13 protein-coding genes are annotated in these 19,176 nt (G+C 68.6%); 9 read left to right on the top strand and 4 right to left on the bottom strand.

The genetic code is table 11. The features are described from left to right. A partial coding sequence (locus AC3WOS_RS27225; protein ID WP_492720264.1) for a methyl-accepting chemotaxis protein occupies nt 1–1,531 on the bottom strand: 1,531 nt, incomplete at its 3' end. 256 nt (nt 1,532–1,787) lie between these two features. Between AC3WOS_RS27225 and AC3WOS_RS27220 the strand changes: the two genes are divergently transcribed. The 5 genes from AC3WOS_RS27220 (at nt 1,788) to AC3WOS_RS27200 (ending at nt 10,254) form a co-directional block, all read left to right on the top strand. Then, entirely contained in the window at nt 1,788–5,822 is a 4,035-nt protein-coding gene (locus AC3WOS_RS27220) for a Pls/PosA family non-ribosomal peptide synthetase (RefSeq protein ID WP_492720262.1), read from the top strand. 11 nt (nt 5,823–5,833) lie between these two features. Then, on the top strand, nt 5,834–6,604 hold the full coding sequence (locus AC3WOS_RS27215; protein WP_492720260.1) for a 4'-phosphopantetheinyl transferase family protein: 771 nt from the start codon (nt 5,834–5,836) through the stop codon (nt 6,602–6,604). Nucleotides 6,605–6,875: 271 nt separating this feature from the next. Then, complete coding sequence (locus tag AC3WOS_RS27210; protein ID WP_492720258.1) at nt 6,876–7,799, top strand: substrate-binding periplasmic protein; 924 nt, start codon at nt 6,876–6,878, stop codon at nt 7,797–7,799. Between the two features lie 263 nt (nt 7,800–8,062). Continuing rightward, entirely contained in the window at nt 8,063–9,322 is a 1,260-nt protein-coding gene (locus AC3WOS_RS27205; RefSeq protein ID WP_492720256.1) for a D-amino acid dehydrogenase, read from the top strand. Between the two features lie 212 nt (nt 9,323–9,534). Next, a complete protein-coding gene (locus AC3WOS_RS27200) occupies nt 9,535–10,254 on the top strand; it encodes a substrate-binding periplasmic protein (RefSeq protein WP_492720254.1) in 720 nt (239 codons plus the stop codon). A gap of 45 nt (nt 10,255–10,299) precedes the next feature. Here AC3WOS_RS27200 and AC3WOS_RS27195 read toward each other — a convergent pair whose 3' ends face one another. Then, nucleotides 10,300–12,594 carry a putative bifunctional diguanylate cyclase/phosphodiesterase gene (locus AC3WOS_RS27195; protein ID WP_492720252.1) on the bottom strand — a complete coding sequence of 765 codons (2,295 nt, stop codon included), beginning with the start codon at nt 12,592–12,594 and terminating at the stop codon, nt 10,300–10,302. A 224-nt stretch (nt 12,595–12,818) separates the two neighbouring features. Between AC3WOS_RS27195 and AC3WOS_RS27190 the strand changes: the two genes are divergently transcribed. From AC3WOS_RS27190 to sorB, 3 genes are all read left to right on the top strand, one after another. Then, the gene (locus AC3WOS_RS27190) at nt 12,819–13,730 is read left to right on the top strand and encodes a tetratricopeptide repeat protein (RefSeq protein ID WP_492720250.1); all 912 of its coding nucleotides are present in this window, start codon (nt 12,819–12,821) and stop codon (nt 13,728–13,730) included. A 248-nt stretch (nt 13,731–13,978) separates the two neighbouring features. Continuing rightward, nucleotides 13,979–15,217 carry a SorA family sulfite dehydrogenase catalytic subunit gene (sorA, locus tag AC3WOS_RS27185; protein WP_492720266.1) on the top strand — a complete coding sequence of 413 codons (1,239 nt, stop codon included), beginning with the start codon at nt 13,979–13,981 and terminating at the stop codon, nt 15,215–15,217. A 10-nt stretch (nt 15,218–15,227) separates the two neighbouring features. Then, on the top strand, nt 15,228–15,575 hold the full coding sequence (gene sorB, locus AC3WOS_RS27180; protein WP_492720249.1) for a SorB family sulfite dehydrogenase c-type cytochrome subunit: 348 nt from the start codon (nt 15,228–15,230) through the stop codon (nt 15,573–15,575). A gap of 8 nt (nt 15,576–15,583) precedes the next feature. Here the strand turns inward: sorB and AC3WOS_RS27175 are convergent, their stop codons facing one another. Beyond that, nucleotides 15,584–16,249 carry a hypothetical protein gene (locus tag AC3WOS_RS27175; protein ID WP_492720247.1) on the bottom strand — a complete coding sequence of 222 codons (666 nt, stop codon included), beginning with the start codon at nt 16,247–16,249 and terminating at the stop codon, nt 15,584–15,586. A 456-nt stretch (nt 16,250–16,705) separates the two neighbouring features. Continuing rightward, nucleotides 16,706–18,304 carry a DUF4139 domain-containing protein gene (locus tag AC3WOS_RS27170; protein ID WP_492720245.1) on the bottom strand — a complete coding sequence of 533 codons (1,599 nt, stop codon included), beginning with the start codon at nt 18,302–18,304 and terminating at the stop codon, nt 16,706–16,708. Nucleotides 18,305–18,448: 144 nt separating this feature from the next. Here AC3WOS_RS27170 and AC3WOS_RS27165 point away from each other — a divergent pair, with 144 nt between their 5' ends. After that, nucleotides 18,449–19,075, top strand: coding sequence for a TetR/AcrR family transcriptional regulator (locus AC3WOS_RS27165; protein ID WP_492720243.1), 627 nt, complete (start codon nt 18,449–18,451; stop codon nt 19,073–19,075). The last annotated feature ends 101 nt before the right edge of the window (nt 19,076–19,176 follow it).

The raw sequence follows: 19,176 nt of genomic DNA, 5'->3' as shown, positions 1-19,176 counted from the left end.
GCGTAAAACTGGCCACCAGCTCCTCCAGCTTGCGCGCCTGCTGTTGCATGCTGGCCGCCGATGCCGCCGCCTGCTCCACCAGCGCCGCATCCTTGCGCGTCACGCTGTCCATCTCGGCGATGGCGCCGCGCACCTGCTCGATGCCGGCGCTCTGCTCGCCGCTGGCGCGGTTGATCTCGCCCATGATGCCGGTGGCCTGGTCCACCGCCGCCACGATCTCGCCCATGGTGCGCCCGGCCTGGTCCACCAGCGCGGCGCCGGCCTCCACCTGGGCCACGGCGTCGCCGATCAGGGTAGCGATTTCGTGGGCGGCGCCGGCCGAGCGCTGGGCCAGGCTGCGCACTTCCGATGCCACCACGGCAAAGCCGCGCCCCTGCTCGCCGGCGCGGGCCGCCTCCACGGCCGCGTTCAAGGCCAAAATATTGGTCTGGAAGGCGATGCTGTCGATCACGCCGATGATGTCGGCAATGCGGCGCGAACTGTCGCGGATCGAGCCCATGGTCTGCACCACCTGTCCCACCGCCAGCCCGCCACGGGCCGCGATGCCGGAACTGGCCACCGCCAGCCGGGCCGCGTGCTGGGCCTCGGCCGCGTTTTGCCGCACGGTGCCGGTCAGCTGGGCGATGGAGGCGGCCGTCTGCTGCAGCGAACTGGCCTGCGCTTCCGTGCGCTGCGACAGGTCGGCGTTACCGGCCGCCATCGCGTGCGCGCCCCGGTTGACGATGCCCGTCACTTCCTTGATCTGCCCCACCAGCAGCTTGAGGTTGACCTGCAGCACCCGCAGCGACTGGCGCACCTGGCTCACTTCGGCCGCGCCGTGCGCGTCCAGCCGGCCGCTCAGGTCGCCCGTGCTCATGCGCTCCAGGTCGCGCCGCATGCCCGCCAGCGGCTGCACGGCGCGCCGGTAGGTGAGCCAGCCGCCCGCCACCGTCAGCGCCGCACCGGCCGCCGCGCTGCTCCCGGCCACGGCCGGCCCGCCGTTGGCGGCCAGCACGAACAGGGCAATCAGCAGCGCCCCAGCGCCCAGCATGCCGTGCCGGATCGACAGTGCGGCCACAAGGTCGCGCAAGCCGTGGCGGGTGCGCGCCACGACGGCGCCCTCGCGCACGGCCAGCTTGCCGCCGCTGGCCGCCAGCGCCCGGTAGGCGGCGTCGGCGGCGGCCACGGCGGCCCGCTCGGGCCGGATGCGGATCGAGGTGTAGCCCACCACGCGCCCCCGCTCGTACAGGGGCGCCGCGCTCACGTCCACCCAGTAGTAGTCGCCGTTCTTGCAACGATTCTTCACCAGGCCGCTCCACGCCTTGCCGCTTTGCAAGGTGCGCCAGAAGTCTTCGAAGGCGGCGGCCGGCATGTCGGGGTGGCGCACGATGTTTTGCGGCGCCCCCATCAATTCGGCCTCCGAATAACCGCTGATCTTGATGAAGTCCTGGTTGACAAAGGTGATATTGCCCCGCAGATCGGTCTTGGAGACGACGGTCTCGTGCGGCTGCAGGATGTATTCGATGTCGGTCACGGTCGGGCTTTTACGCATCTAGTTGGGTTCCAGGATGTTGATGGGAGGGGGCGCGGGGGCGGCGGCAAGGCGCCAGTCTAATGAGCGGGTAGACAAAAAAATATGATCCTTATCAAAGATTTACAATCCATCATTAAAAACTGCAATATTTGAACGCAAGAAAAGCATGCCCGGACGCCTGCTTTCCCTATGGTGCGGACAAGCCATGCCGTACAATGACAGCCCCTTCGTACAGTCTGTAAACGCAGGGCAATTTGATACCGAAAAGCACCGCATGAACGATTTAGCACCACAGTCCCTCCCGCAACTGCATCCCGACATCCTGTACGGTCCCCGCCAGGACGCCTTGTTGCGCGAGGAAATCCTGGCCGACCTGCTCGAAGCGAGCGCCGCCCGCGCCCCCGGCCAGCCGGCCCTGGTGTGCGGCACGCGCCGCCTGAGCTACGGCGAACTGGACGCCCAGGCCGACCTGGTGGCGGCCCGTTTGATCGCCGCCGGCGTGGCTCCGGGCCAGATCGTGGGCCTGTGGCTGCCGCGCGGCATCGAGCTGCTCGTGATGCAGGCCGGCATCGCCAAGGCCGGTGCGGCCTGGCTGCCGGTGGACGAGGACACCCCCGTCGAGCGCCTGCAGGTGTGCCTGGACGACGCCAGCGCGGCCGGGGTACTCAGCTGCGTGGCCTTCGCTCCCCGGCTGGCCCAGCTGGGCCGCCCCGTGTGGACGGCCGAAGCCATGCTGGCCCCGCCGGCGGCCGGCGAAGTGCTGGCCCGGCGTGGCGCCGTCTCTCCCGACGCGCCGGCCTACGTGATCTACACGTCCGGCTCCACCGGCAAGCCGAAAGGCATCCTGATCACCCAGCGCAGCATCTGCCACTTCCTGCGCAGCGAAAACGCGGTGCTGGGCGTGCGCGCCGGCGACACCGTGTACCAGGGCTTCTCGGTGGCGTTCGACATGTCGTTCGAGGAAATCTGGATCAGTTACCTGGTGGGCGCCACCCTGTTCCTGGGCCCGCGCGAAGTGAGCGCCGACCCGGACGCCCTGCCCCAGCTGCTGGCCGACAACGGCGTCACCGTGCTGCACGCCGTGCCCACCCTGCTGGCCCTGTTCAACCAGGAGGTGCCCACGCTGCGCATCATCAACCTGGGCGGCGAGATGTGCCCGGAATCGCTGGTGGCGCGCTGGTCGCGCCCCGGGCGCCAGATGTTCAACACCTATGGCCCCACGGAAGCGACCGTATCGGCCAGCCTGGCCGCGCTGGTGCCGGGCAAGCCCGTCACCATCGGCACCCCGCTGCCCAACTACGGCCTGCTGGTGATCGACGCCGAGGCGGCCCAGGCGGGCGCGCCCCTGCGCCTGCTGGCGCGGGGCGAGACGGGTGAGCTGTGCATCACCGGCCCCGGGCTGGCGGCCGGCTACCTGGGCCGGCCCGACCTGACGGACGAAAAATTCCTCGCCAATCCATGGAGCGCCGGCGCGCACGACGCGCGCCTGTACCGCACGGGCGACCTGGCCCGCATCGCCGACGACGGCGAAGTACTGTGCCTGGGCCGGGCCGACGACCAGGTCAAGATCCGCGGCTTCCGGGTCGAACTGGGCGAGATCGAAGCGCTGCTGGCCCAGCAGCCGGGCGTGGGCACGGCCGCCGTCCTGCTGCGCAAGGATGACGGCATCGACCAGCTGGTGGCCTACCTGGTGCCCGAGGCGGGCGCCGCGCTGGAAGCACGCACCTTGCGCCAGGCGCTGGCGGCCCAGCTGCCGCCCTACATGGTGCCGGGCCGTTACGAGCTGCTGGCCGCCATGCCGCGCCTGACCTCGGGCAAGATCGACCGCAAGGCCCTGAAGGCGATGCCGCTGTCGGCCCCGGCCGCCGGCGACAGCGCCGATTCCGACCTGCCCGACACACCGGCCGAAGCGGCCCTGTTCGCGGCCCTGGCCACCCTGTTCCCCGGCCAGCCTATTTTGCGCCAGGCCGACTTCTTCTCCGACCTGGGCGGCCACTCGTTCTTCGCCGCGCGGCTGGCGTCGGCCCTGCGCGCCGACCCGCGCTTTGCCCACGTCACCGTGCGCGACATCTACCAGCAGCGCCAGATAGGCAAGATCGCCGCCGTGCTGGCCGAGGCACCGGCCGCCGTGGCGGCCGAAGCGCCGTGGACGCCGCCCTCGGCGCTCAAGCGCTGGCGCTGCGGCCTGGCCCAGGCGGCCGCCATGCCGGGCCTGGTGGCGCTGCGCATGGCGCAGTGGCTGGCGCCGTTCTTCACCTACCACTTCTTCACCGGCGACCCGGGCGACTCGGTGGCGCGCGCCATCGCCGCCTCGGCCGGCGTGTTCCTGCTGGCCACGGTGATGGAGTTCGCCATCGCCATCGCCGGCAAATGGCTGATCGCCGGGCGCCTGAAGGCGGGCGACTATCCGCTGTGGGGCCTGACCTATTACCGCTGGTGGCTGGCCGACCGGCTGGTGGAGGCGGCGCCGGCCTATCTGCTGAGCGGCTCCTCGCTCAACGCCTGGTGGCTGCGGGCGCTGGGCGCGCGCATCGGACGTGACGTCATCATCGGCTCGTTCACGCTGCGCGCGGCCGATCTGCTGTCCGTCGGCGACGGCGTCAGCATCGGCAACGCCGTCAACCTGGAAAACGCGCGGGTGGAACGGGGCCGGCTGCGCCTGGGCCAGATCCGCCTCGACGACGACGCCTGCGTCGGCTCGTTCGCCGTCCTGGAAGGTAACACCCACGTCGGCGCGGCCGGCCACCTGGAAGGCCAGTCGGCCCTGGCCGACGGCATGCGGGTGCCGGCCGGGCGCGTGTGGAGCGGCTCGCCCGCGCGCGACACGGGCCCGCACGACGCCACCCGCCTGCCGCCGCGCCCGGTCGTGAGCAACGCGCGCCGGCTGGGCGAAGGGGTGTTCTTCGTGTTCGGCATCCTGCTCATCGTGACCCTGTTCTTCATGCCCGTGTTCCCCAGCTTCGTGCTGATCGACTGGTTCGACGAGGCGGGCTGGCTGCCGTGGGTGCAGGGCGACGACGTGCGGGTCCAGCTGCTGCGCTACTTCCTGCTGGCCTTCCCGGCCAGCACGGTGCTGATCGTGCTGACGGCGCTGCTGTCGGCCGGCATCCGCTGGAGCGTGCTGCCGCGCCTGCAGCCGGGCCGCTTCGCCATCCACGGCAACACCTACTGCGCCAAGTGGCTGGTGAGCCAGATCCAGGAATCGAGCCTGAACGTGCTGCACGGGATTTACGCCACCATCTACGCGCCGTTCTGGTATCGGCTGCTGGGCGCCAAGGTGGGACGCGACGCGGAAATCTCCACCGCCCTGGGCGTGGTGCCGGACATGCTGACGCTGGGCGACGAAACCTTCATCGCCGACGCCGTCATGCTGGGCGACGAGGAAATCGACGGCGGCTGGATGACCATGCAGCCGACCGTGATCTCGCACCGCAGCTTTGTCGGCAACGGCGCCTACATCCCGGACGGCACCGTGCTGCCCGAGCACGTGCTGATCGGCGTCCATTCGCGCGCGCCGGACAATGAGCAGATGACCAGCGGCGACACCTGGCTCGGCTCCCCGCCCATCAACCTGCCCGCGCGCGAGACCACCAGCGGCTATCCCGAGTGGCTCACCTTCCACCCGTCGCCGCTGCGGCGCCTGGGGCGCGGCCTGATCGAAGCGTTCCGCATCGTCGCCCCGCACGCGCTGGTGATCGCCGTCGGCTACACGCTGGTGCTGTCGGTGATGCCGGTGGCCGGCGCCGGCCGCTGGCGCGAAGTGACGTGGGACCTGACCCTGGCCGGCCTGGCCTACGGCATCGGCAACTACTTCTTCGTGGTGGGTTTCAAGTGGCTGCTGCTGGGCCGCTACCGCAAGCAGTCCGAACCCATGTGGACCCCGTTCGTGTGGCTGTCCGAAGGGGTGACCAATATGTACGAGGGCATCGCCGTGCCCAACTTCATGCGCTACCTGCGCGGCACGCCGTGGCTGCCGCTGGCGTTCAACCTGCTGGGCAGCCGCATCGGGCGCGGCGTCTACCTGGACACCACCGACATCACGGAATTCGACTGCGTCCACATCGGCGCCTACAGCGAGCTCAATGCCCTGACCTGCCCACAGACCCATTTGTTCGAAGACCGCGTGATGAAGATCGACCACGTCAACATCGGCGCCCGCGTCTACCTGGGCCCCCGCAGCGCCGTGCTGTACAGCGCCGTGGTGGCCGACGACGCCCACCTCGGTCCGCTCACGCTGGTGATGAAGGGTGAGCACATCCCGGCCGGCAGCCGCTGGGTGGGCTGCCCGGCCGCCCCCGCGCGCGCCTGAACGGCGTCAGCATGCGCGCCATGCCCGGCCCCTCCGGTGTAAGCGCCGTGCCCGCGCCGGCCAGCCGCGCGCTGCCACAGGCCGACCCCGTGCAGCCCGCTGGCCCCGCTCTGCCACCGGCCGGTTCCACGCCGTGCCTTGGCCCTGTTCTGCCGCCCGCCGGCCCCGCGCCGGCCGCCGGCGTGCCGCTGGCCTTGCCGCCGGGAGTAACGGGCGTTTTTATAATCGCCGTTCCCACCGATGGCCTGGACCGGCCCGCCCAGCGCGTGCGCGTGCGCGCGGCGCTGGTGCAGCTGGCGGCCCGGGTGCTGGCCGTGCCGGCCGCCCGGATCGCCATCGCCGCCTCGCCGGGCCAGCGGCCGCGCATCGTGCTCAGTGGCGCGGACGGCCGGCCCCAGTCCGGCCCCACGCCCGGCTGCGCCATCAGCCATGAAGACGGACTGTCGCTGGCCGCCCTGCACCTGCACGGCGCGATCGGCGTGGACCTGATGCGGCCGCAGCCCGTGCCCGACTGGGCGCAGCTGGCGCACGACTATCTGGGCCCGTTGCTGGCAAGCCAGCTGGCCGCCTGCCCGCCGGCGCAGCGCGCACAGGCGCTGGCGCTGGCGTGGACGGCGCGCGAAGCGGACCTGAAATGCCGCGGCCTGGGCTTGTCCGAATGGACGGGCGCAGCGCCGGACAGCCACTGCCGGCTGCATGCGCTGACACTGCCAGAAGGCTATGTCGGCACGCTGGCGCTGCCTCTGCCAGAAAGCGGTGCCGGCACACTGGCCCTGGCCTGAGCCGGTCCCGCCGCGGCCATCCATGCCACAAAAATGCAACAGACGGGGCGGATAGCCTTGCCGCACGGGAGTCGGGGTGGATAATACCCAGACTGGCGGCGGCGCCAGATTTCCCCCGACCCGGACCAGGAGGCCTACGATGCACCAGCCATTGCGCACGCCAGGCGGCCAGCCGACACCTGTTCCAGCCCGCCGCCGCCCGCCCGTCGTGACGGCGCCGGCTCCCGCCTTGGCCCAGACGGCACGGCGCCCGCGCCGACGCGGCTGAACCATGCGCCTGGCTACGCTGCGCACCTTACTCCTTGCCGGGCGGCCTGCCCTGCGTGCGCCCGGGCGTGCCCTGTCGCGCGCCGTCCTGCTGGCCGGCGCCTGCCTGGGCGCGAACGTGGCCCCGAACGTGGACATGGCAGCCGAAGGCCCGGCCCCGGCCGCCGCCGGCCCCATCGTCATCTACGGCGACGACGGCTACCCGCCCTACTCCTACCTGGAGAACGGCGAGCTGAAAGGCATCTACACCACCATCATCCGCCTGGCGCTGAAGAAAATGCCGGAATACCAGGTCGAGCTGCAGCCGGTGCCGTGGAAGCGAGGCCTGGTGCGGCTGGAAACGGGCGAGAACTTCGCCCTCTACCCGCCCTATCTGCGTCCGGCCGAGCGGCCCTGGATGGATTATTCCGATCCCATCCTGGCCGAGCAGCTGGTGGTCTATTGCAACAGCGCCGTGACGGCGCAGCGGGGGCTGAAGAACTGGCCGGCCGATTACACCGGCCTGCGCATCGGCCTGAACGCCGGTTTTCTCAGCGGCGGCAAGCTGTTCGACCAGGCCGTGCGCGAGGGCCGGTTGCGCGCCGTGCCGGCCCGCAGCAACCGGCTCAACCTGCTCAAGCTGCTCAAGGGCCGCATCGACTGCTACATGAACGACCGCCTGTCCATCGTGTGGGAGCTGGGCAAGCTGCGGCACGAAAAACTGGTCGAGGCCGACGCGCTGGAGGTGGCGGAAACGGCCGCCATCAGCGCCGAACATGGCTACCTGGGCGTGACCAACCGCGACGGCGGGCGCTTCCCCTACAAGCAGGACTTCATCCACAAATTCAACGCCGTGCTGCGCGAAATGAAACAGGACGGCGAAATACGCAGCGTGCTGGACCAGTTCCTGCACCCGCCCGACCAGGTCCACGACCAGGTCCACGACTAGGTCCACAACGGGACCACGACCGGGCGACGGCAGAGCCACCGCGACGCCAAAGCCGGGCCACCGTGCGCCGCAACGGCGCCCCTGCCGGCCCACAGCGCGGCGCCCGCGCCACGGACCGGCCGGCGCCGGGCAGAAAAATTTGAAGCGCGCGGCCCGTTTGAGGTAAAGTGTGCGCGCAGTCCGCAAGCCGGAAACACAGCAGGCGCCGCCGTGCGTGGCCAGCGCCGATCCGTCCCGCTGGTGCTGCAGGAGCTTGCATCACCATGACAACCATAGCAGTGATCGGTGGCGGCATCACCGGCGTCACCACCGCCTACGCGCTGGCACGGCGCGGTTTCCAGGTTACCGTCTTCGAGCGCCACCGCTACGCGGCGATGGAAACGTCGTACGCCAACGGCGGCCAGCTGTCGGCCTCCAATGCCGAAGTGTGGAACCACGGGGGCACCATCCTCAAGGGCCTGCAGTGGATGCTGCGCCAGGACGCGCCGCTGCTGGTGCATCCGCGCCCCAGCTGGCACAAGCTGAGCTGGTTCGCCCAGTTCGTCGCCGCCATGCCCCGCTATCAGGCCAACACGGTCGCCCTCACCCGCCTGGCCATCGCAGCCCGCCAGCACCTGTTCGCCTGGGCGGCCGAGGAAGGCATCGCCTTCGACCTCAAACGCGACGGCATCCTGCACCTGTGCCGCGACCGCGCCAGCTTCGAACATGCACGCAAGGTCACCCGGCTGCTGGCCGGGGGCGGCCTGGAACGGCGCGCCGTCACGCCAGAGGAAATGCAGGCGCTGGAGCCGGCGCTGCGCGGCAGCTACTACGGCGGCTACTACACCGAGAGCGACAGCAGCGGCGACATCCACTTGTTTACCACCGGGCTGGCGCAGGCGGCGGCCCGGCTGGGCGTGCAGTTCCGCTACCAGCAGGATGTGACGGCGCTGGCCGCCGACGGCGCCAACGCCATCGTCACCGTGCGCCAGGACGGCCAGGGCCACACCGCCAGCTACGACGGCGTGGTGGTGTGCGCCGGCACGGCCAGCCGGGCGCTGGCGGCCATGCTGGGCGACCGGGTCAACGTCTATCCCGTCAAAGGCTATTCCATCACCGTGCAGCTGGACGACGCGGCCAGCCAGGCCGCCGCGCCCACCGTCAGCCTGGTGGACGATGCCACCAAGCTGGTCAGCAGCCGCCTGGGCCAGGGCCGGCTGCGGGTGGCCGGCACGGCCGAATTCAACGGCTTTAACCGCGACATCCGGGCCGACCGCATCCGGCCGCTGGTGGACTGGGTGCAGCAATGCTTCCCCGGCGTGAGCACGCGCAACGTGACGCCATGGGCCGGCCTGCGCCCCATGATGCCGGACCTGATGCCGCGCGTGGGCCGCGGCAAGTCGCCCTGCGTGTTCTACAACACGGGCCACGGCCACCTGGGCTGGACCCTGTCGGCCGCCACCGCCGACATGGTGGCCGAGGTGGTGCTGGGCGCCCTGGGCAGCCCGGCGGCGGCCGTCCGGCGCGGTCCGCGCGCCGCCTGAACGGCGCCCGGGCAGTCCTCCCGGCGCCTGGCCGCTTGCCTGCCGGGATATCGGTGGGCACCGAGCGGTGCTACCATCGACTTTTGTCACCAGCACGCCAGCCATGCGCGCTGCAGCCTTGGGCACACCAGCGTGTCCGCCTGCCCAACCGAACGTACCATAGACTCATGAGAAAACAGCTGTTCTTTTTTGCATTGTTGCTGGGCATAAGCATGCCGGCGTGGGCCGCCGAGACCATCACGCTCGCCTTGTACAACGATTTCTCGCCGTGGTACAACGCCGACGGCAGTGGCTTGAACGCGGAACTGGCGGCCCGCCTGACCGACATGTCAAATGGCAAATATCAATTCGTGGCCAGGGTGATCCCGCGCCGGCGGCTGAACGCCATGCTGGCCGCCGGCGAAGCGATGGTGGTGCCCTGGGTCAGCCCCCGCTTTTTCGGCGACGACGCCAGGACCAAGTACTTGTGGAGCGACGCGCAACTGAGCGACGTTTCGTATTTTGTCTCGCCGGCCAGCGCGCCGCTGGAATACACGGGGCCGGCGTCGCTCTATGGCAAGCGTTTTTCCGGCTCGTCCGGCCACGTCTACGGCGACCTGACAGCCTTGATCGAGGCCGGCAAGATAGCCCGCGAGGATGCCCCCACCCTGCGTGAGTCGTTGATGAAGCTGGTCGTCGCCAGCCGCAAGCTGGACTTTGCCGTGATCGACCGTTCCACCCTGATCGCCTTGCAGGATGAACCGTTCGTCCAGCCGTCCCAGCTGCACCTGTCCCGGCAATTGCGCACGGAATTATTTACCCGTCACATACTGGTGCCCAAGGGCCATCCGGAATGGCTGCGCTACCTCAACCAGGCGCTGGCGCAGTTAAGGGCGGACAAGACCTGGATGGAGAAGATGCATCAATTCGGCGCCGAGGGTGAGCTCAGGTAATCGTTGCCCGCCTGGGAACCAGGTTGGCGCGCCGTCCCAGCCCCCTCAATCCGGCTGGCGCACGGGCGCCACGCCGCAGCGCAGCACCAGCTGTTCGAATTGGGCCAGCGGCAGCGGCCGCCCGTACAGGTAACCCTGGTAATGGAGGCAACCGGCCGCGGCCAGCCGTTGACGCTGGATCTCCGTCTCCACCCCTTCCGCGATCACGTCCAGGTTCAGGCTGCACGCCATGCCCGTGATGGTGCTGACGATGGCCTGGTCGCTGCCGTCCGTGGCCAGGTCGCGCACGAAGGACTGGTCGATCTTGAGCTGGTCCAGCGGCAAGCGCTTCAGGTATTGCAGCGACGAGTAGCCGGTGCCGAAGTCGTCGAGCGAGAACTTGATGCCCAGCCCCTTCAGGTGGCGCATGGTGGCGATGGTTTCCTCGATGTTGTCGACCAGGATGCTCTCCGTCAGTTCCAGCTTGAGCACGCCCGGCGGCAGGTGATAGCGCTCCAGCGCATGCTGCAGATGCAGGGCGAAGTTATGCTGGCGGAACTGCTTGGCGCTGACGTTGATGGCCAGCACCAGCTCGCTGGTGCGGGGATTTTGCTGCCACGCGTGCAGCGTGGCGCAAGCCCGCTCCAGCACCCAGTCGCCGATCGGCAGGATCAGGCCCGTCTCCTCGGCCAGCGGGATGAACTGGGCCGGCGAGACGAAGCTGCCGTCCGGACGCTCCCAGCGGATCAGGGCCTCGGCCCCCAGCGCGCGGCCTTGCTGGTCCACCTGCACCTGGTAGTACAGGTGGAACTGGTCGTGCTCGAGCGCCAGGCACATCTGCTCTTCCAGCTGGGCGCGCGCCGTGATGTTGTCCTGCATCTGCTGGTCGAAAAAGCGCATCGCGTTGCGGCCCGCCTTCTTGGCCTGGTACATGGCGATGTCGGCCTGCACCAGCAATTCGTCGGGCAACTGGCGCTGGTCGGCGAACAGGGTGATGCCGATGCTGGGCGTGCTGCGGCAATTGTGGTGGGCCAGCTGGTAGGGCTGGTTCAGGCTGGCCAGGATCTTGTTGGCCACCATCTCGGCATTGGCGGCCGCCCGCAGCGGGTCGATGTCCAGGCCCTCCACCAGCACCACGAATTCGTCGCCGCCCAGGCGCGCCACCGTGTCGCACTCGCGCAGGCAATCCTGCAGGCGCAGCGCCACCTGCTGCAGCAGCATGTCGCCCACGTTGTGGCCCAGCGTATCGTTGAGGGTCTTGAAGTTGTCCAGGTCGATGAACATCAGGGCGTTGATGCTGTGGCTGCGCGCCAGCACGGCCAGCGCCTGCTTGAGGCGCTCGAGCAGCAGGCGGCGGTTGGGCAGGCGGGTGAGCGGATCGTAGAAGGCCAGGTTCTTGATCTCGTCCGTGGCCGCCTTGCTGAGCGTGATGTCGCTCAGCGAGGCCACATAGTGGGTGGCCAGCTGGTCGGCATTGCGCACCGCCGTCACGCTCAGCCGCTCGGGGTACACTTCGCCGTTCTTGCGGCGGTTCCAGATCTCGCCGTCCCAGTGGCCGCGCACGCGCAGGCTGTGCCACATGGTTTTGTAGAAATCGGGGCCATGGCGGCCCGAGCTGAGCACGGCCGGCGTCTTGCCCACCACCTCGTCCGGGGTGTAGCCGGTGATGGCCGTGAACGCCTTGTTGACCTGGATGATGGTGCCGTCGGCGGCCGTCACCAGCATGCCTTCCGTCGTCTCGAAGGCGATGGCGGCGATGCGCAGCGCTTCCTCGTTGCGGCGCATGGCCGTGATGTCGGCATGGGTGACGATGGCGCCGGGCCAGCCCTGGCCCACAGGGGCGGCGCGCAGGTGGAACCAGCCATCGTGTCCCGGCTGCGCGCAGCGGTATTCCAGGCTGTAGCTGGCGCGGCGCCCGGCCAGCACGTCGCAGATGCCGTCGTGGGCGGCCATGGCGTGCTCGTCGTCGCATTCGCCCAGGCCGCTGCGGCACAGGCCCAGATAATCGCTGCCCACGGCGGCGCCGGCACCGGCGCACTGGCCGGCGGCGGCCGACGCGGCAAAGCGTATCCAGGCCGCGTTGACGGCCACCACGATGCCTTTGCCGTCGAGCACGGCGATGCGGTCGGCGATGGCGTCCAGCACGGCCCAGCTGAAGTCGGGCCGGCCGGCCAGCAGCTCCTGCGGGCCGCCGCCGGGCAGCACGCCGCCCGACGGCAACCAGTCGCAATTGTGGGAGCGGGGCCCGAAATCGGGATCGCACGGGTAGTCGGCCAGCGCGGTGCGGCGCTGCAGGGCGCCATGGCCGGGCGAAGCGTCCGCCATCGCGGCCAGGTCCGATTGCAGCGGAGGTGTGGTCATATGTCCATCTATGGGATTAAACTGAGGATGGCGACCAGTGTATGGACTCTAATCAAGAAAATACTTGATCCACATCAAAACACCTTAAATATTGCGATGCACAAGTGTCAACGTAGCGAAAATTTTATGTTATGTGCCGATTTCAGCTGCAATGCGGACCCCATCCCTTGTAAAATCCGCACCCCGCCCCTATCTGGTGCCCATCTCTCACGGAGGCATTAACCATGACTGCAATGAACATCGTCCGCACCACCCTGATCGCGTCGGCGCTGGCGCTGAGCGCGCCCGTCTTCGCGGCCGACCCCACCATGCACGAGGTGTACCTGGCCGCCGAAGCGGGCAAATACACGGAAGCGCAAGCCATGATGGACCAGGTGCTGCGCGCCCACCCCAACAGCGGCAAGGCCCACTTCGTGGAAGCGGAACTGCTGGCCAAGCAAGGCAAGATGAGCGAGGCCAAGGCAGAGCTGAGCAAGGCTGAACAGCTGGCCCCCGGCCTGCCGTTCGCCAAACCGGGCACGGTGGAAAAACTGCGCCTGATCCTGGCCACGCCCGCCCCGGCCCACCGCGCGGCCGCCGCGCCGGTGACGTCACCGAACTACGGCCAGCCAGCACAACCGGCCCGGCCCGCCAGTAGCGGCTTGCCATGGGGCATGCTGCTGATCCTGGGCGCCGGCCTGGTCGGCTTCATCGTACTGGCCAGCCGCTTCATGGCGAACCGCCAGGCCCAGGCCCAGGCGCAAGGTCCGGCCGGCATGGCACCGTATGCGCCGGGCGCGCCGCAAGGCTACGCCCCCGGCTATGGCCAGCCGCAGGGCTGGGGCCAGCAGGGCGCCCCCATGGGCCAGCCGCAAGGCAGCGGCATGGGTTCGCGCATCATGGGCGGCCTGGCCACGGGCGCGGCCGTGGGCGCCGGCGTGGTGGCCGGCGAAGCGCTGATGCGTCACTTTACCGAAGGCAATAACAGCGGCAGCCGCGACCATGAGCGCAGCCGCGACGACATCGTCTACGACGACCCCACCCAGCGCAACAACCTGGCCGGCGACGACATGGGCGGCACCGACTTCGGCGTCAGCGACAGCGGCTCGTGGGACGACGCCGGCAGCGGTGGCGGTGGCGGCAGCGACGACTGGTGATCCTACGGCGCCGGCTGCCGCGGCGCCGCTGATTCCCCTGCCCGGCGACGCCGTCCGCGCGTCGCAGGCAAACGGGCGTTGTGCCCGCCCGCGCAACACTCTCCCCCGCAATCCACCTGCCCGGCGCGGCGCTCGCGCAGCAAGCTCGCTTTCCTGCTCAGAATTCTGCGATACTTATCAGTGCAACACTGTTGTCCGATCCCATAACGATAACGGAGACCAGCATGGCACAGCCCCCGAAATACCCGATGTCCATCACGGCGGCGGCGCGACAGCGGCGCGCCTTTCTCAGGCAGGCCGGCACCCTGGGCGCGGCCGGCGCCCTGGGCGGCAATCCGTTGGCGGCATGGGCCGCCGACGCCGCCACGGTGACGCTGCCGTTCGAAAACGGCGCGCGCGAACTGGTGGCCTTTCCGCAAAAGCGGCCCCTGATCCTGCTCACGGCCCGCCCGCCCCAGCTGGAAACCCCGTTCGCCCTGTTCAACGAAAGCGACATCACGCCCAACGACGCCTTCTTCGTACGCTACCACTGGAGCGCCATTCCCACCTCGATCGACCCGCAGGGCTACCGCCTGAACGTGGGCGGCAACGTGGCCAGCCCGCTGGCGCTGTCGCTGGCCGAACTGCGCCAGCTCGGTGACGCGGTGGAAGTGGTGGCCGTCAACCAGTGCTCGGGCAACAGCCGCGGCCTGTTCACGCCACGCGTGAACGGCGGCCAGCTGGCCAACGGCGCCATGGGCAACGCGCGCTGGACCGGCATCCCCCTCAAGAAGGTGCTGGAAAAGGCCGGCATCAAGGCCGGCTCGGTGCAGGTGAGCTTCAATGGACTGGACACCCCGCCCACGGGCGACGGCCCCGATTTCGTCAAGGCCCTCAGCGTGGACCAGGCGATGGACGGCGAAGTGATGCTGGCCTGGCAGATGAACGGCGCCGACCTGCCCTTCCTCAACGGCTACCCGCTGCGACTGGTGGTGCCGGGCCACTATGGCACCTACTGGGTCAAGCACCTGTCCGACATCACAGTGCTCGAGCAACCGTTCGAAGGCTTCTGGATGAACCCCGCCTACCGCATCCCGGACAACGCCTGCGCCTGCACGGCGCCGGGCGTGGCGCCGGCCAAGACGGTGCCCATCGGCCGCTTCAACGTGCGCTCCTTCATCACCAACGTGGCCGACGGCGCGCCCGTGCAGCGCGGCCGGCCGCTGGAAGTGCGCGGCATCGCCTTCGACGGCGGCTATGGTATTGCGGAAGTGGCCTTCTCGTCTGACGGCGGCCGCAGCTGGCAGGCGGCGCGGCTGGGGCCGGACCTGGGCCGCTACTCGTTCCGGCGCTGGAGCATCGGGTTCACCCCGCCGCGCAAGGGCGCCTACGAATTGAAGGTACGCGCCGTCAACCGCATCGGCCAGAGCCAGCCCATGACGGCGCTGTGGAATGCGCCCGGCTACATGCGCAACGTGGTCGAAACCGTGCGCGTCGTCGCCGTCTGAGGAGAACGTCATGCGTCCCCAACTGCTCATCGCCGCCCTGCTGGCGGCCACCCTGGCCGCACCTGCCGCACGCAGCGCGGAAATCAGCCTGCCGCCGGAAACGGCCCTGTTCAAGCCCAGCCCCCTGCCCGGCTACGAGCTGGTGCAGCGCAACTGCATGCTGTGCCACTCGGTGCACTACATCCAGAGCCAGCCGCCGCAATTGACCCGCAGCTATTGGGAAGCGACGGTCAAGAAGATGAAAAAGCCGTTCGGCGCCCCGTTCCCGGAGGCCGACATTCCAGCCATGGTCGATTACCTGGTCAAGACCTATGGCGCAGAACGGAGCACGGCGCCACCGGCCGCCGCCGCAAAATAAAAGGTTCTTCACGGCTTTTCGGGAGCGTGCTTTTGTGCCCGGCGTTTGCGTCGAGCCGCTCTCGCCGCACCATGCTTACGCTGGTTGCCATCACTATGGACAGTGTTCTCGACGCTGGACGAGGCGGCGCTCCTTTTGTTCGGCTTGGACTGGGGTTTCCCAGCGCGCTTGGCACGGCTCGCCGGCGCCGGATGTGGTGATGTGGCGCGATGGACTGCCTGCCCATCGCCACCGAACAGGCGTGCGATGGCTGCGTTCTGCTGCGCCCGGCATACATCGGCCAGCAACCATTGTTCACTGCCGGGGAAGCGCAACCAGACGGCCTTCCACGCGTTGCGGTTGCCGCTTCCATGCCGGTTGGCGAAGACGGACGGCGAGACGGCCTGCCCGTCACACAAGACGTCGTCGCCTACAACGACGGCGAAGCTGGGCTTGCCGCCGAAACTGGCGCGCAGCCTGGTTCCGGCCGGAAGAAACAGCTGCTTCCATTGATAGCCGGCCGTATCGGAGTCCGTCGGCGGCTGGCGCTTCGCCGGCGCCGGTTTGATGTAGGCGCGTATGGCCTCGACGATGATAGGTTCCAGCGCGGGGTCCGACCACCAACGACCAGAGTGGTCACCCAATTCTTCCAGCACATCGGCGGGCAAACGGACCTGCTTTTCGTAGACAGCCATGGTGTGCTCCCGGAGAGGCGATTTTATAAACGCAGCGAATCCCCACGAGGGACCACTGCAACGCGCTATCGCGCACTAAAATAGCCGTTGCGGCAACACTAAATTCTGCTAAACGGCTATATAGGTTTTAGAGGCGTCCCGTGCGTTTTAGTTCCACGATTTTCCACTAATCAGAGTGAAATCGTGGCGGCAATAGTGGTCTATTACGCGATCGCGCGTTTTAGTAAAACCGAAAAAAAAGAAGACGGCCACCTTGTGTCCTGCGGCGTTGCGGCTATCGGAAGAGGCGCGGAAGTGCTTGGAATTCACGCAAATCCCGTGAAGAACCAAAAAAAGGACGGGATCAGGGCGGGGTCAGTGCCAACAATCGTGCACGAACTGAGCTGTGTGCCTGTCAAGCTCATGTATGAATGTTGGCACTGACCCCGATCGTGCCGGCACTGACCCTGCTTTTCATCATGGCAAGCCGGTGACCGTACCTTCCTTCGGATAGCTGATGGCGTAGCCGGCGCTGATCTTCAGCGTCTCGTGCGGCGCCAGTTGCTGCTGCCAGCCGACCACGCCCTGGCGCTGCTCCCATCGGGCGATGGTCGGTTGCGGCGCAAAGGTGGCGCGCACCTTGATTTCGTCCGATGTGCTCACCGGCGACGCTTCCAGCACCAGCAGCTGCACCGGCGCCGTGTGGAAGCTGGTGATGGTGTAGACATCGGTCACCTCGCGCTCGCCATGCTGCGACAGCAGGCCCGCCGTGCCGGATTGCTGGCTGGCCCGGTCCACCGCCACCCGTATCAGTTCGTCGCGCCCGAACGGCAGCACCAGCCGGTCCGACGCCTGCGGGTTCCAGTGCGTGGCGCCGACGTAGCTGCCGTCGCGGAACAGCTGCACATTCCCCGCCAGCCAGACGCCGGCCGGCCGCGCCGCCTCGGCCGTCACCACGGCCGACTTGTCCTGCCGCGGCACCACCCGGATCTGCTGCGTGACAGGCACCGGCTGGCTGGCCAGCGCGACCGTGATGGCGCGCCCGTCGGCCGGCAAGGTGACGCGATTGGGCACGGCAAATTCCGTGTCGAACGCGCCCTGCTCCTCGATCACGGGCGCAATGTAGTTGTCGGCCGCCGCCGCGCTTCTGGACAGGGCAGCCACCGGTGCCGGCGCCGCCATCGGCGCGTAACCATACGCCAGCACGGGCTTGGGCTCGGGCGCCGGCTTGTACCAGGTCAGCAGGCGCGGCTGCGGGTCCGGCGCGTCCGGCGAGCGGCGCGGCTGGCCCGTGGACAGTTTCAGCGCCACCCCGTTCCAGTCCTCGCCCGTCTTTTGCGACACGCTGGCCATGCGCTCCAGTTCCACGCGCGACGCGGCCGCGTCCAGGCTGGCGCGGTAGATGGGCTTCCAGCCGGCGCCGTTGACCTGGTACGACAGCCGCACCGTGCCCGCCTGGCGCACGGCCAGCTGCACGCTGATGCTGCGCTGTTCCCGCCCGCCGCTGCGTACCTTGTCCAGCTCGCCCTGCAGCACGGCGATCTTGCGGTCGATATCGCGCACCAGCACCTGGGTGCGCTGGATCTGGCTGAACGCGTCGTGCGCGCCGCGGCGGATGGTGTCGAGCATGGCGCCCATGGCCTTGCCGTCGACGGCCGCCGGCGCCCGGTCGGCCGGCCCGGCCCCGTTCAGGTGCTCAAGGTAGTTCTGCACCAGCGCGGCCGACTTGGCGTCCACGTTGAGTACGTCCTTGCTGTCCTGCAGCGCCTGGATACGCGCTTCCAGCTCGGCCTGGCGGGCGTTGGCCGCCTCCTCCTTGCCCACATCGCGCGTGACGACCTGCCCCACCTGGATGCCGGCCGAGGCTTGCACCCGCAGGGTTTGCAGATCGAAGCCGGCCGGCAGGCCGCCGATGTCGAGCCGGGTCATGCCCGGCTGCACCTGGCTGCTGCGCTCGACCGTGGCGCTGCCGGGATACAGGGTGACGCTGGTGATGGGCGCGTCCGTGTCGGCCCAGGCCGGACTGGGGACGGTAAAACAGAGTGCCAGCAAAGCGGCGATACGGGTCGGTGTCATGGTGCGGTACGTGGATAAATGGTCAGGCCATACTGCTGGCGTTTTATTCAAATGTCAATTTTTCCTGCGCATTTATTAAAATCGGTCACTTGACCTATTTTGAAAAATGGCGCACCATGGGCTTTTCTTCCAACGGATCAGGCCATGCACATCCAGCCGCTGCGCAGCAAGGAATCGCACACCACCAGCAAGGGCCAGGAACGGGCCGACGCCATCCTGGACGTGGCCCGCGCCACATTGGCGCGCGACGGCTACGCGGCCCTGTCCATGCGCAGCGTGGCCCAGCAGGCCGGCATCAGCCTGTCCACCGTGCAGCACTACTACCCCAGCCGCGACGACCTGGTCGAAGCGCTGCTGACCCATTTCCTGGACCGCTACCAGCGCGTGATCGAGGAGCGCATGGCGCAGGCCGGCGACAGCCCCCGCATGGCCCTGTTCGCCTCCATCATCGACCTGTGCCTGGAAGAACTGCGCAGCCAGATCTCGAGCGGCCTGTTCTTTGAAGTGGCGGCCCTGTCCCACCGCCACCCCTACGCGGCCCAGATGTTCGACGCCGTGCTCACGCGCGCGCGGCGCACCGTGCGCAACCTGATCCGCGACATCGTGCCCGATATGGCGCCGGCCCAGTGCGAACTGCGCAGCGCCCTGATCGTGGGCCAGATGGTAGGCGTGATGACCTTCATCTCCAGCCAGCACCCGCCCCACGGGGAGCTGGACGGACTGCACCAGGCCAGCGTGGACGCCATCATGCGCATCGCTTTCGCCCCCTAGCGCCCTGGCGCTCTAATGCCCTAACGCCCGGCCGACAAAAAAACAAAACACACGACAACCACAAGCGGAGACCTGCACCATGACCACCCCCACCCACGCGC

The organism is Rugamonas sp. FW305-51 (assembly GCF_058786935.1).
This window is presented reverse-complemented; position numbering and strand designations above follow the sequence as displayed.

Excerpts from the sequence above, each read along its gene's own strand:
- AC3WOS_RS27220 (WP_492720262.1), top strand. The coding sequence starts at position 1,788 with ATGAACGATTTAGCACCACAGTCCCTCCCGCAACTGCATCCCGACATC.
- AC3WOS_RS27215 (WP_492720260.1), top strand. The coding sequence starts at position 5,834 with ATGCGCGCCATGCCCGGCCCCTCCGGTGTAAGCGCCGTGCCCGCGCCG.
- AC3WOS_RS27210 (WP_492720258.1), top strand. The coding sequence starts at position 6,876 with ATGCGCCTGGCTACGCTGCGCACCTTACTCCTTGCCGGGCGGCCTGCC.
- AC3WOS_RS27205 (WP_492720256.1), top strand. The coding sequence starts at position 8,063 with ATGACAACCATAGCAGTGATCGGTGGCGGCATCACCGGCGTCACCACC.
- AC3WOS_RS27200 (WP_492720254.1), top strand. The coding sequence starts at position 9,535 with ATGCCGGCGTGGGCCGCCGAGACCATCACGCTCGCCTTGTACAACGAT.
- AC3WOS_RS27195 (WP_492720252.1), bottom strand. The coding sequence starts at position 12,594 with ATGACCACACCTCCGCTGCAATCGGACCTGGCCGCGATGGCGGACGCT.
- AC3WOS_RS27190 (WP_492720250.1), top strand. The coding sequence starts at position 12,819 with ATGACTGCAATGAACATCGTCCGCACCACCCTGATCGCGTCGGCGCTG.
- sorA (WP_492720266.1), top strand. The coding sequence starts at position 13,979 with ATGTCCATCACGGCGGCGGCGCGACAGCGGCGCGCCTTTCTCAGGCAG.
- sorB (WP_492720249.1), top strand. The coding sequence starts at position 15,228 with ATGCGTCCCCAACTGCTCATCGCCGCCCTGCTGGCGGCCACCCTGGCC.
- AC3WOS_RS27175 (WP_492720247.1), bottom strand. The coding sequence starts at position 16,249 with ATGGCTGTCTACGAAAAGCAGGTCCGTTTGCCCGCCGATGTGCTGGAA.
- AC3WOS_RS27170 (WP_492720245.1), bottom strand. The coding sequence starts at position 18,304 with ATGACACCGACCCGTATCGCCGCTTTGCTGGCACTCTGTTTTACCGTC.
- AC3WOS_RS27165 (WP_492720243.1), top strand. The coding sequence starts at position 18,449 with ATGCACATCCAGCCGCTGCGCAGCAAGGAATCGCACACCACCAGCAAG.